Here is a 13203-nt window from a genome sequence, read left to right as displayed (position 1 = left end):
GTATTAACTACCAATCGCAATAAAACCAAATGAAAGAATGATTGTGTAAATTAACACCGTTATTTGTAGGGCATTTTTCAGATTATGGTCCATAGACACCTCTGGCTTATTATTAATTTGTTGAGTCACTATTTAAGTACTATCAGGTGTGTGAAGTATCTTCAAGAATCGTCGAAATTAGTCGCACAATATTGATGTAACCATCACAATTAGTAAGTGTATGGATAAGGATATACTCATGAATAACAAAGTAAATATGATGGCATTAATTGCGTTTTTCTCCGTGTCGGGCGTATATGCGTCTCCAGAGATCATCATTACTCCCATGGTAGGTTATACCGGTGGTGGCAGTGTCGAAGACCAGGATGGTAAAACCTTTGACATGGAAGGCTCAGAAAACTTCACCTTCGCAATAGAAACCCCATTAGAAAAAGGACGTATCGGTTTTTTCTATTCCAACCAAAGCTCTGAGTTAGAATCGCTGGATCTTAGCTCCTCAATCCAATACTTGCACTTTCAAAGCAGTATCTACTACCCTGCATCGCCTATGTTATCTGGCTACCTAGGGCTAGGTCTCGGGGCATCATACGTTGATGTGGATTGGGCGAAGGACAAGTATGGATTCTCAACCTCAATCTTTGGCGGCTTGGAATACAAGTTTAGCGACCGCTTAGCGCTGAACACCCAGGTGCGTTGGCTAGGTACGGTTGTCGATAACGACACATCCGGTGTTTGTAACATACCAAGCACTGGACAAGACTGCATTATCCGCTTTGATACAGACTGGATGAACCAATTCCAAGCCAATGTTGGATTGAGTTTTACCTTCTAAGTTGAGTCCCCATACTGGATCAATAAGCCTTTAGACTAGAAGTCTTCTAACGAAATGAAAAAACCAGCTTGATGCTGGCTTTTTCATTATAAAAACGGTTTTCAGTTCAACTTAGAACTTGTAGGTCACACCTAGTGCGCCACCTACTTGTAACTCAACACCTTTATACATGTCGAGTTCAGGATGAACTTGTGCGTACGCATTCCAACCTTCGTAGAAATTCACTTTCACGCCTAAAGGTACTCGCAAACCAAAGTCATCATTCCATTCAGCCCACGCACCTGCACCGACATACCAGCTCAACGGAGCTTCCGTCTCAAACTGACCACGCTTCCAAATGTAGTCAAATGCAGCGCCGTCATTGCCAATAGTTGCGCGATACTTCTGATCAAACTCCACAACGACACTTAGGTCTTGGTCAATAGCGAGACCAACTTCTAAATCTGGAGCTTCAGAAGCATGGGCAAACGAGACCCCGCTGCAACACATAAGGCCGATCAAGTAACGATGTTTCATAATATTCTCAGACTGTTTTAAAAAACGATAGGTTACATGAATCACAAACAGTGGTGTCATCGTAAAGTTAAAGATAGCAGATTGAGCTCACAGAGATTAAACGTATCAAGATCTTTCATAGAGCAAAAAACCAAAAAGGAGGCCTAAAGGCCTCCTTTCAATTTATTGAATCAGTGATTAACCGTTGTTACGGATCCACTCATCCATGTCTGTCTTAAGGTTGTCAGACTTAGTACCGAAGATAGCTTGTACGCCACCAGCTACTACGACTACACCAGCAGCACCTAGTTTCTTCAGTTTGTCTTGGTCAACAATAGCTGTATCAGCAACTGCAACACGTAGACGAGTAATACAAGCGTCAAGACCAGTGATGTTAGCTTTACCGCCAAATGCAGCAACTAGCTCACCAGCAAGTTCAGAACCAGTAGCAACTGACTCTTCTTCAGTTTCGTCTTCACGGCCTGGAGTTTTAAGGTCAAGAGCTTTAATCACAGTGCGGAATACGATGTAGTAAATCGCAGCGTAACCAATACCACATACAACCATTAGACCCATCTTAGACGCATTGCCAGATAGAACTAGGAAGTCGATTAGACCGTGAGAGAAAGATGTACCGTGTACAAAACCTAGAGTATTCGCAAGAACGTAAGCAGAACCAGCTAGTAGAGCGTGGATTGCGTACAGTACAGGAGCAACGAATAGGAATGAGAATTCGATTGGTTCAGTGATACCCGTTAGGAATGAAGTCAACGCAGCAGAAGCCATGATGCCCATTACTTTAGCGCGGTTTTCAGGTTTAGCCGAATGTGCAATTGCGATTGCAGCAGCAGGTAGACCGAACATCTTGAACATGTAACCACCAGCTAGCTGACCGAAGCCATTGCCCGCAGCACGAGATGCGTCATCAGCAACTAGGTAACAAGTAAGAACACCGTTTTGAGTTTCGCCAGCTGCGTTTACACAAGTACCAGCTTCGAAGAAGAAAGGTACGTTCCAAACGTGGTGAAGACCAAATGGAATCAGAGAACGCTCAACGATACCGTAAATACCAAACGCCACTTGTGGGTTTTGGTGAGCTGCCCAATCAGAGAACGCAGAGATAGCGCCGCCAACTGGTGGCCAAACTACAGAAAGTAGGATTGCTAGACCAATCGCAGAGAAACCTGTGATGATTGGCACAGCACGCTTACCAGCGAAGAAGCCCAGGTATTCTGGTAGTTGAATACGGAAGAAACGGTTGAATGCCCAAGCAGCAACACCACCGACTAGGATACCACCTAGTACACCAGTATCGATTTTATCAACGCCCATTACACCGGCCATTACGCCTAGTGTAGCAGTCATGATGCCGTAACCAACGATAGCAGCTAGACCCGCTACACCATCGTTGTTAGTAAAGCCAAGTGCCACACCTACTGCGAACAGTAGTGCCATTTGACCGAATACTGAACCACCCGCTTGTTCCATTAAGTTTGAAACAATTTCTGGAATGAAAGGAAGGTCTGCTGCACCGACACCTAGCAAAATACCCGCAACTGGTAAAACTGATACTGGTAGCATCAGAGACTTACCAACTTTCTGCAGGCTAGCAAAAAGGTTCTTAAACATGTTTATGCTCCTGATAAAGATAAAATAATTATATGGGTTCTAACGGCACACCCCCGTAGCCTTTATGTTAGCACCCTGCGAAAATGTAACCATGTATTGCATTATATTTTCTGCCGCTAAATATATATTGATGGGGAACTAACTTTCTAGTCACTTACGAAATTTAGTTTCAAAACACGTCTTGGATCACATGTCAAATCTAGAAATGCAATCCTTTACAAGAGTCTAATACACTGAAAAATAAACATATTTTTTGAAGGTCTTATTATTTTACTGGGTGAATAAAATAGGAGTAAATGTTATTTTTAGTAACAAAATTACAAATGTTATAAATAGCCCTCTCAAGTTCAACATAATTCGTAAACATTAAAAAAAAACGCACTTTTGGTGATCAAAAACACAAAAAGGGAGCTTTCGCTCCCTTTTATTTACTTACGTAGTTTTTTACCGCAAAAAAAGTTTTTGGTAATTTCTGGTCGTTTGTTCAGCAACCTCTTTCATCGACAAACCTTTCAATTGCGCGATATATGCGGCAACTTCTACTACATATGCAGGCTGATTCTGTTCGCCACGATATGGAACTGGTGCCAAGTATGGAGAATCAGTCTCAATCAATAGCCTATCGAGAGGCAAATTCTTGACAACCTCTTTCAGTTCTGTGGCCTGTTTAAAGGTAACGATTCCTGAAATTGATATATAAAAACCTAACTCCATCGCTGCTTCAGCGAACGATTGATCTTCAGTGAAGCAGTGAATAACACCGCCACACTTTTCAGCACCGCCATCACGTAAAATAGCCAACGTGTCTTCACGAGCGTTACGAGTGTGAATGATTAATGGCTTATTAAGCTCTACAGCGAGCTCTACATGTTGCTTAAATCGTAGTTGCTGTAGCTCTGCAGTCTCAGGCTGATAGTGATAATCAAGACCAGTTTCACCAATCGCCACAACCTTTGGATTACTCGCATACTCGCGCATTCTTTCTAAACAGAAATCGCTTTCTACATCGAGAGGATGAACACCACAAGAGGCTTTCACGTTATCAAACGGTGCGATCATATCGAGCATATTTTCGAACGAATCTAGTGTCACACCAACAGAAAGCAGCTGCTCAACGTTTGCTGCTTTTGCCTTGTTAACGACATCTTCTACACTAGTGTGTAAATCTTGGTAATCTAGCTTGTCTAAATGACAATGGGAATCTACGAACATGTTTCCTCGCAAGTGGCAATTAGCCAATTCATTATGAGTAGCTCCGTATTGAGCCCAGGGTGTTGTTTTAACTGCTCAATCAATGTCAGCAGTTTATTCGAGGCGGCATAAGCACTTTGGTAAGACATCACCTCAAACAGTGCTTTCGCACCTGGTGTAATAGCTTTATTGGTCAAGCCGAAATGCAGCTTCTGTACATCGGAGAGTAAATGCCATAACCAACCAAGTTGAATCAAAGGGTCTTTACCAAGCTCTGTAGAGAATTTTAACATGTCAGGTTGAGTACCTTTGATAACATTCACAAAGCCATCTAGCGCTTTAGTTGAAGTATCAACACCACCTTGTTCAAACATCACCTTTGCTTTTAAAGGCGCGTTGTCATTCAGTGTTAGAACATACGGTGGAACGGCTTTACCCACTTCATAATCTAACCATGCAGAACCAACGTCTAATTGAGGACTCACCACATTAAATTGCTGGCAACGACTTAGGATAGTTGGCATCAAGCGATGGCTGTTACGCGTAGAAAGAATGAAAATACACTTGCTTGATGGCTCTTCCAGCGTTTTTAAAAGCGCATTCGATGCAGATTCGTTCATTGCTTCAGCAGGCTCAAGCAAGATGACACGTACCCCCCCTAGCTGTGAAGACTGTTGGGCCCAGCGGTTACTCGCACGCACTTGGTCAACCGTGATCGACTTACCTTCCTTTTCTGGTGAGAGTACATGGAAGTCAGGATGGCTTCCCGACTTCATTAACTCACAGCTGTGACAAAAGCCACAAGACTCACTTTCATAATTAGTACACATTAATGACGCAGTAAGTTGGCCAATCAGCGCATCAACGCCAAGCCCTTCCGGCGCATTAACAATAACAGAATTGGGAAAGCGCTCTGCATCGAGACTTTTTTTCCACTCACTCCATACGGGAGCAAGCCAAGAATACACTTCAGCCATGACTACCTACTGTTTATCTAGCCAAGCACTTAGCGCGACTTTAATATCAGCGGCTACTTGCTCAATTTCTTGCTGCGCATTAATCACAAGTACAGAATCATCTTGTTCTGCAATTTCTAGATAGCGCTCACGCGTGCGGTCGAAAAATGAGATGTCCATCTTTTCAATTCTATCAAGCTCACCACGACCTCGAGCACGCTCTAGCCCAACTCTAGGGTCTAGGTCCAAATATAGCGTTAGATCGGGCTTAAAGCCGCCTAGTGTAGTTGCTTTCAGTGATTCCATAGTCGTGCGTGCGATCTGACGACCACCACCTTGGTATGCCTGTGAAGACATATCATGACGGTCACCCAATACCCATTGACCACTGTCGAGTGCGGGCTTGATAACGTTCTCTACTAATTGAACACGTGCTGCGTACATCAGAAGCAATTCAGTCATGTCTTGAAGCTTCTCGCCTTCGTGCTCTTCTTTAACCAATGAGCGCATCTTTTCAGCTAAGACAGTACCACCCGGCTCGCGAGTATTAACAATATTCTCGACACCCGACGCTTTTAATGTCTCAACGATGGCATTGATTGCTGTGCTTTTGCCAGCGCCTTCAAGGCCTTCGACCACGATAAATTTCGACTGATTCATAATTTGTTCTTTATTTGTTTTTTCTTAATTGTTTTAAGTAAGCTCGTACTGCACGGTTATGCTCAGTCAAACTCTTTGAAAATACGTGACCGCCAGTACCACTCGCAACGAAATACAAGTAGTTGCTCTTCTCTGGATTCAACGCCGCGTTGATAGACGCTTTACCTGCCATGGCGATAGGTGTCGGTGGCAAACCACTCATTGTATAGGTGTTGTACGGAGTTGGCGTGCGTAAGTCTTTTTTACGGATATTGCCATCGTAGCTGTCACCCATGCCGTAGATAACCGTTGGGTCAGTTTGCAATCGCATACGCTTGTTCAAGCGGTTAACGAACACAGAAGACACACGCTCACGTTCTGACGCAACAGCGGTCTCTTTCTCAATAATAGACGCAAGAATTAACGCTTCGTATGGCGATTTAAGAGGAAGCTTATCCGCTCTGTTTTCCCACTCTTCATTCACCACGTTCATTAGATCTCGGTGGGCGCGCTTCAACAGATCTAAATCCGTTGTGCCATAGGTGTAGTGATACGTTTCTGCTAAGAAAAGACCTTCAAGCTTTTCATTTTCAATACCCAACTTTTCAGCGATCTCTGTTTCAGACACACCGTCCAACGTCTGTTGAATGAATTCGTTGTCTTTAAGCTGAACAAGCCACTCATCAAAGCGACTGCCTTCTACGAAAGTAATCGTGAACTGGTGCTCTTTCCCTTCGACCAACACTTGTAGCGCTTGCTCGAGGGTTAAACCTGGCTCAAGCAGGAATGTACCCGCTTTTACGTCTACAAGCTCAGGATGTAACTTACGGATTAATTTCTCGTAAGGAGAAGCCTCAAATAGCCCCTCATTCATCAACTGTGCCAGAACACGATTAAAGCTGCTGCCTGAAGCAACAGTCACAACTTGTGGTTTTTCTAATTGAATAACTTGTTTCAGGTTATCTTGCGCTTGGTTATAAACGTAGAACCCAGCAGCACCGGCTGCAATTAGGCACAAGATAATAAAAATAAATAACTTTTTGATCACGAGTTTAGTTGTCCTTGAAGGCTACGAGTAACGTTTCCAATGTTAAATTGGGTATCACTTATACGGGTAACTGGGGCAACCCCTAAGATGGAGTTGGTCATGAAAACCTCATCAGCTTGCATGAGTTGAGATAAGCAGTAGTCACTAATAGTAACGGAAAGTTCAGCTTGATTCAGCGCGGTTAACACTTGCTTACGCATAACCCCAGCAACGCCACTTTGTGTCAGTTGAGGAGTGTGAATCGTCTGCCCTTTTCGCCAAAACAGATTGGCCATGGTGGTTTCAATCACATTACCTGAGATATCAAGAACCACACCATCCACTTCATTCGCCTGATCCATTTCATCTTTCATCAAAATCTGCTCAAGACGGTTATTGTGCTTATGGCCAGCAAGCAGCGGACTCAAACCTAGCGCTTGATCACAGATACCGAGTTCAACACCGGAGTCTTGCCACGCTGAATAATGACTGGGGTAATCAAAGATAGTGATGGTTATTGTCGGTTTGACGATATTCTTAGTACTGTAGCCTCGCCCACCGGCTCCACGGCTAACATGCAGCTTAATCCCTGCTTTTTCATTATGAAGAGCGTTATCTTGGATATGTCGAAGCGCATTATCGAGCCAAAGGTTAACCACATCCCAATCAAGTGCGGAAATGCGTAACGCTTTAAGGCAATCATCGACACGACGCTGATGATCGTGAAAATGTTGTATCTCACCATCACTCACGAGCATTGTCGTAAAGCAGCCGTCTCCGTACTGAAACGAGCGATCCAGGATATCGATAGTTTGCTGGCTTTCCCCATCAACCCAAAACATGTTTTTCCCCATAAAAAGAAACGGCTCAATGCTAAAGCATCAAGCCGTTTAAAAACAAGTCTAATTGTGACTATCTACGAGTGTTTACGTCTTTAATAAGATGATTAAATCTTTTTGAAGATCAAACAGCCGTTTGTACCACCGAAACCGAATGAGTTACATGCAGCATATTCCATGTTGCTAACTTCACGCGCAGTGTGAGGTACTAAGTCAATATCTAAACCTTCTTCAGGATCATCTAGGTTGATTGTTGGTGGAACAATTTGATCAACCAGAGACATCGCTGTGATGATAGCCTCAGCAGAACCAGCAGCACCTAAAAGGTGACCAGTCATCGATTTCGTAGAAGATACCAATACTTGCTTGCTGCCTGCTTCGCCAAGAGCACGCTTGATGCCCTTAACTTCCGCTACGTCACCTGCTGGAGTCGAAGTACCGTGTGCGTTAACATAACCGATTTGTTCACCAGTAATGCCTGCATCACGCATAGCCGCCTCCATTGCTAATGCACCACCAGAGCCATCTTCACTTGGAGATGTCATATGGTAAGCGTCACCCGACATACCGAAGCCAACTAGCTCACAGTAAATCTTAGCACCACGAGCTTTCGCATGTTCGTACTCTTCAAGAACCATCATGCCAGCACCGTCACCAAGAACGAAACCATCACGGCCTTTGTCCCATGGACGAGAAGCTTTTTGAGGCTCATCGTTACGAGTAGATAATGCTTTAGCCGCACCAAAACCGCCCATACCTAGTGGAGTTGATGCTTTTTCAGCACCACCCGCTAGCATTGCGTCAGCATCGCCGTATGCAATCATACGAGCTGCATGGCCAATGTTATGTAGGCCAGTCGTACATGCAGTAGAAATCGCGATGTTTGGACCGCGTAGGCCACGCATGATAGACATGTGACCAGCAATCATATTCACGATCGTCGACGGTACGAAGAACGGGCTAATCTTACGAGGGCCTTTTTCAGTTAGAGCCTGGTGACCGGCTTCGATCAAACCAAGACCACCAATACCAGAACCGATAGCAACACCCACACGTGGAGCGTTTTCTTCAGTAATAGTTAGGGCTGAATCATCTAAAGCTTGAATACCTGCTGCGACGCCGTACTGGATGAACAAGTCCATCTTACGAGCATCTTTTTTAGTCATATACTCTTCGCAGTTAAAGTCTTTTACTAGACCTGCAAAACGAGTTGAGAAATTGGTTGCATCAAAATGATCGATATTAACGATACCACTTTGACCAGCTAGCAGGGCTTTCCAAGAAGATTCTACAGTGTTGCCTACCGGTGACAACATACCCATGCCAGTGACAACTACACGACGCTTGGACACGATTTTACACTCCGGAGATTGAGGTGATTTAAGATGAGGATAGATGAGTTAGATAAAACACAGGCGGTCGAGGTGACCGCCTGGGAGAGATTATTACTGAGCGCTAGTTACGTAATCGATAGCTGCTTGAACAGTAGTAATTTTCTCAGCTTCTTCATCTGGGATTTCAGTGTCGAATTCTTCTTCTAGAGCCATTACTAGCTCAACTGTGTCTAGAGAATCTGCACCTAGGTCATCAACGAAAGAAGCTTCGTTTTTAACTTCAGCTTCGTCTACACCTAGCTGTTCAACAATGATTTTCTTTACGCGTTCTTCGAGGTTGCTCATTTTTTCTTTTCCTTTACAGAGTTCGCTTTATGCGATGTTTTCCGTAGTTTATTCAATCTATTGAAAGTTGCAAGGTCAACTTTTCTGGTCAAACCACAATTTTCACGATTTTAACCGAAATTACGTATGATCTTGACTTAAATCATGCACAAATGTTGCACATAATTTACACCATGTACATACCGCCATTGACGTGAAGTGTTTCACCTGTGATATAAGCTGCCGCAGGTGACGCCAAAAATACCACAGCTTCAGCGATTTCGCGAGGGTCACCTAGTCGACCTGCTGGTACATTCGCCAAAGTTGCTGCACGTTGGTCATCATTTAGCGCTTTAGTCATGTCTGTTTCGATAAAACCAGGCGCTACAGTGTTTACTGTAATGCCACGAGACGCAACTTCACGAGCCATTGATTTAGTAAAGCCAATTACACCAGCTTTTGCAGCTGCGTAGTTAGCTTGACCAGCGTTACCCATAGTACCAACTACAGAACCAACGTTAACAATACGGCCTTGACGCTTCTTCATCATGCCACGCAATACAGCTTTAGACATGCGGAAAATAGGCGTTAGGTTAGTATCAATGATGTCGTTCCACTCATCGTCTTTCATACGCATAAGTAGGTTATCACGAGTGATACCAGCGTTGTTAACTAGAATGTCAATCGCACCAAATTCATCGTTGATGGTTTTCAGTGTAGCAGCAATTGAGTCAACATCAGTGACATTAAGAGCAAGACCTTTACCGTTCTCACCCAGATACTCACTGATTGCAGCTGCGCCGCCTTCAGAAGTAGCTGTACCGATAACTTTAGCACCACGCTCAACTAAAAGTTCAGCGATTGCACGACCGATACCACGGCTTGCGCCTGTAACTAGTGCAACTTTGCCTTCTAAATTCATCATAACTTCTCTATTAAGTGGTTATTTACTTAGCAGCTTCTAGTGATGCAGTGTCGTTAACTGCAGCAGCTGTCATAGTTTTTACGATTCGTTTTGTTAGGCCAGTAAGAACTTTACCTGGACCTAATTCTAGTAGTTTCTCTACGCCTTGTTCGTTCATTGCCTGTACACCTTCAGTCCAACGAACTGGGCTGTATAGCTGACGAACAAGTGCATTTTTGATTTTCGCAGGGTCTGTCTCAGCAATAACATCAACGTTATTGATAACAGGCAGTACTGGCGTATTGAACTCTAGCGCTTCTAGAGCAACCGCTAGTTTGTCTGCTGCCGGCTTCATCAGTGCACAGTGAGATGGCACAGAAACAGGCAAAGGAAGCGCACGCTTTGCGCCGGCTTCTTTACATAGTGCACCAGCACGCTCTACCGCCGCTTTGTTACCTGCGATAACAACTTGGCCAGGAGAGTTAAAGTTAACTGGAGACACAACTTCGTCTTGCGCAGCTTCTTCACACGCTTTAGCAATCGCTTCATCGTCAAGACCGATGATTGCGTACATTGCTCCAACGCCTGCAGGAACGGCTTCTTGCATCAGCTGACCACGTAACTCAACCAATTTGATCGCTTCTTTAAAGTCGATGACACCAGCACAAACCAGTGCAGAGTACTCACCTAAGCTGTGACCTGCTAAGTTTGCAGGTTGCTCTAGGCCAAGCTCTTGCCATACACGCCAAATTGCAACAGACGCTGTTAATAGAGCCGGTTGAGTGCGGAAAGTTTCATTTAGATTTTCTACTGGACCATCTTGAACCAATGCCCATAGATCGTAACCAAGTGCTTCTGAAGCTTCAGCAAATGTCTGTTTTACAACATCATACTGTTCGCCTAGGTCAGCAAGCATACCGATAGCTTGAGAGCCTTGGCCTGGGAATACGATAGCAAACTTGCTCATTGTAATTTTCCTTTAAGCAAAGCAAAAATTGAATAAGGCACATAAGTTATGTGCCTTGTTTGTTGATTTTCGCTTGAGGTTAGAATTTAACTAACGCAGAACCCCAAGTGAAGCCGCCGCCAAATGCTTCAAGTAGAAGCGTTTGACCACGTTTAATTCGCCCGTCACGCACAGCTTCATCAAGTGCTGTAGGTACGGTAGCTGCCGACGTATTGCCGTGCTTATCAAGGGTGATCACCACTTGATCAAGTGACATCGTCAGCTTTTTAGCAGTTGCCGAGATAATACGGTAGTTCGCTTGGTGTGGAACTAGCCAATCAAGCTCTGACTTATCCATATTGTTCGCAGCCAATGTGTCTTTTACCAGCTTAGAAAGCTGAGTTACAGCTACTTTAAATACTTCGTTGCCCGCCATGTGCAGCCATTTGTCTGCATCACCGCCACGCTCTGGTACTTCTAGGCTTAGAAGCTCACCGTATTTACCATCAGAGTATATGTGAGTAGACAAAATACCTGGCTCTTCGCTTGCGCCTACAACCACCGCACCTGCTGCATCACCAAATAAGATGATAGTAGAGCGGTCAGTCGGATCACAGGTTTTTGACAGTGCATCAGCACCAATCACCAAAACATTTTTACACATGCCAGTCTTGATGTGTTGATCAGCAACAGACAATGCATAGACGAAGCCAGAGCATGCCGCAGCCAAATCAAACGCAGGGCAACCTTTGATACCAAGTTTGCCTTGTACCTGACATGCCGAAGACGGAAATGTATGGCTACTGCTGGTTGTCGCAACGATGATTAAATCAATATCTTCTTTGTCGATACCTGCCATTTCAATGGCATTTTCAGCAGCGTAAAACGCCATATCAGCAACGGTTTCGTTTTCCGCTGAAATACGACGCTCTTTAATACCTGTTCTAGCAACGATCCACTCATCGCTAGTCTCTACCATTTTCTCTAAGTCTGCGTTAGTACGCACCTGAGATGGCAAGTAGCTGCCAGTACCTAAAATTTTGCTATACATGAAGACTAATAATGCCTCTCGAGTAAAACCGCTTCCAAACGATCGCTAATGCGGCTGGGGACTTGTCGTTTGACCTCGTGTACTGCTTCACCAATCGCGTTGACGACTGCAGACACATCAGCACTTCCATGACTTTTAATGACAATGCCGCGCAATCCTAACAAACTTGCGCCGTTATACTGGTCGGGGTTCAAGGTTTTTAATTCAGTAAATAGCTCAGAAAACAGCTTTCTGGCAATCCAACCCTTTATTGTTGAAGCCATCATGCGCGTTTTTAGCTTATCAATAAAGAGCTGAGCTGTACCTTCGCACGTTTTTAAGCAGACATTGCCCACAAAACCATCACATACGACGACATCAGCTGCATCTTGAAGTAGTTGATTACCTTCAATATAGCCTATGAAGTTAACGGATTGAGTATTAGCCAACATTTCGGCGCATCGTTTTACAAGGTCGTTGCCTTTAATTTCTTCTGCACCAATATTCAAAATAGCGACGCGTGGAGCTCGCCCTAAATGTTGTTCTGCTAATGCGCTGCCCATCACGGCAAACTGAAAGAGTGAATCCGCATCACTAGATACGTTTGCTCCTAAATCAAGCATCCACGTCCGGTTACCAGAGGCAGTAGGCAAAGCGGAAACCAATGCAGGCCTATCAATACCAGGGAGGAGTTTGAGTCGGAAACGAGACAAAGCCATCAATGCACCAGTGTTACCACCACTCACACAAGCATCAGCCTGTGATTCGGCAACCAGATCGATAGCGACACGCATAGAGCTACCCTGACTATTACGTAAAGCTAGTGACGGTTTTTCAGAATTGGAGATAACTCGGTCACAGTGCTGGATACTCAAACGAGAATCAGGCATTTGACCTAATGAAGATAATTGAGATGTGATCGCGTTTCGATCACCTATGAGAATGACTTTTAGCTCTGGGAAATACGACAGTGCCTGCACGGCGGCAGGCACTGTTACACGGGGACCGAAGTCTCCGCCCATTGCATCAAGCGCAACGGTTAGATTTTGCAAAGGTC

The 13203-nt window shown here is 44.4% G+C and carries 15 protein-coding genes; 1 reads left to right on the top strand and 14 read right to left on the bottom strand.

Annotation, left to right across the window (positions count from 1 at the left end):
- Positions 1-3: 3 nt before the first annotated feature.
- Positions 4-93, bottom strand: a complete 90-nt coding sequence (locus SJY39_RS06625) for a YnhF family membrane protein (protein ID WP_099049783.1) — start codon at positions 91-93, stop codon at positions 4-6.
- Positions 94-238: 145 nt separating this feature from the next.
- On the opposite strand from SJY39_RS06625, the gene SJY39_RS06620 reads away from it, so the two are divergent.
- Complete coding sequence (locus tag SJY39_RS06620; protein ID WP_016792978.1) at positions 239-832, top strand: hypothetical protein; 594 nt, start codon at positions 239-241, stop codon at positions 830-832.
- Positions 833-943: 111 nt separating this feature from the next.
- Here SJY39_RS06620 and SJY39_RS06615 read toward each other — a convergent pair whose 3' ends face one another.
- From SJY39_RS06615 to plsX, 13 genes are all read right to left on the bottom strand, one after another.
- Positions 944-1348: a hypothetical protein gene (locus tag SJY39_RS06615; RefSeq protein ID WP_010437311.1), complete on the bottom strand. Its 405-nt coding sequence runs from the start codon at positions 1346-1348 to the stop codon at positions 944-946.
- A gap of 177 nt (positions 1349-1525) precedes the next feature.
- Complete coding sequence (gene ptsG, locus SJY39_RS06610) at positions 1526-2956, bottom strand: PTS glucose transporter subunit IIBC (RefSeq protein ID WP_010437309.1); 1431 nt, start codon at positions 2954-2956, stop codon at positions 1526-1528.
- Positions 2957-3400: 444 nt separating this feature from the next.
- Entirely contained in the window at positions 3401-4168 is a 768-nt protein-coding gene (locus SJY39_RS06605) for a TatD family hydrolase (RefSeq protein WP_016792979.1), read from the bottom strand.
- Positions 4159-5124, bottom strand: coding sequence for a DNA polymerase III subunit delta' (locus tag SJY39_RS06600; protein WP_016791520.1), 966 nt, complete (start codon positions 5122-5124; stop codon positions 4159-4161). Before SJY39_RS06600 ends, SJY39_RS06605 begins: the two co-directional genes overlap by 10 nt.
- 6 nt (positions 5125-5130) lie before the next feature.
- Entirely contained in the window at positions 5131-5763 is a 633-nt protein-coding gene (gene tmk, locus SJY39_RS06595) for a dTMP kinase (protein ID WP_010437299.1), read from the bottom strand.
- A gap of 10 nt (positions 5764-5773) precedes the next feature.
- Positions 5774-6790 carry an endolytic transglycosylase MltG gene (gene mltG / locus SJY39_RS06590; protein WP_016791521.1) on the bottom strand — a complete coding sequence of 339 codons (1017 nt, stop codon included), beginning with the start codon at positions 6788-6790 and terminating at the stop codon, positions 5774-5776.
- On the bottom strand, positions 6787-7611 hold the full coding sequence (gene pabC, locus SJY39_RS06585) for an aminodeoxychorismate lyase (protein ID WP_372042793.1): 825 nt from the start codon (positions 7609-7611) through the stop codon (positions 6787-6789). Before pabC ends, mltG begins: the two co-directional genes overlap by 4 nt.
- A gap of 104 nt (positions 7612-7715) precedes the next feature.
- Entirely contained in the window at positions 7716-8960 is a 1245-nt protein-coding gene (fabF, locus tag SJY39_RS06580; RefSeq protein ID WP_010437291.1) for a beta-ketoacyl-ACP synthase II, read from the bottom strand.
- 93 nt (positions 8961-9053) lie between these two features.
- Positions 9054-9287, bottom strand: coding sequence for an acyl carrier protein (gene acpP, locus SJY39_RS06575; RefSeq protein ID WP_004737381.1), 234 nt, complete (start codon positions 9285-9287; stop codon positions 9054-9056).
- Between the two features lie 166 nt (positions 9288-9453).
- Entirely contained in the window at positions 9454-10188 is a 735-nt protein-coding gene (gene fabG, locus SJY39_RS06570; protein ID WP_010437280.1) for a 3-oxoacyl-ACP reductase FabG, read from the bottom strand.
- Positions 10189-10213: 25 nt separating this feature from the next.
- On the bottom strand, positions 10214-11137 hold the full coding sequence (gene fabD, locus SJY39_RS06565) for an ACP S-malonyltransferase (RefSeq protein WP_016787169.1): 924 nt from the start codon (positions 11135-11137) through the stop codon (positions 10214-10216).
- 79 nt (positions 11138-11216) lie between these two features.
- A complete protein-coding gene (locus SJY39_RS06560) occupies positions 11217-12167 on the bottom strand; it encodes a beta-ketoacyl-ACP synthase III (protein WP_010437276.1) in 951 nt (316 codons plus the stop codon).
- A gap of 5 nt (positions 12168-12172) precedes the next feature.
- Positions 12173-13198 (bottom strand): phosphate acyltransferase PlsX, encoded by a 1026-nt coding sequence (plsX, locus tag SJY39_RS06555; RefSeq protein WP_010437265.1) that lies wholly within the window; start codon positions 13196-13198, stop codon positions 12173-12175.
- Between the last annotated feature and the right edge of the window lie 5 nt (positions 13199-13203).

It is taken from the genome of Vibrio sp. R78045, from assembly GCF_042466085.1.
GTDB classification, from domain to species: Bacteria; Pseudomonadota; Gammaproteobacteria; order Enterobacterales; family Vibrionaceae; genus Vibrio; species Vibrio cyclitrophicus.
Note: the sequence above shows the minus strand (reverse complement) of the source record. Positions and strands in the feature narration are given on the sequence as shown.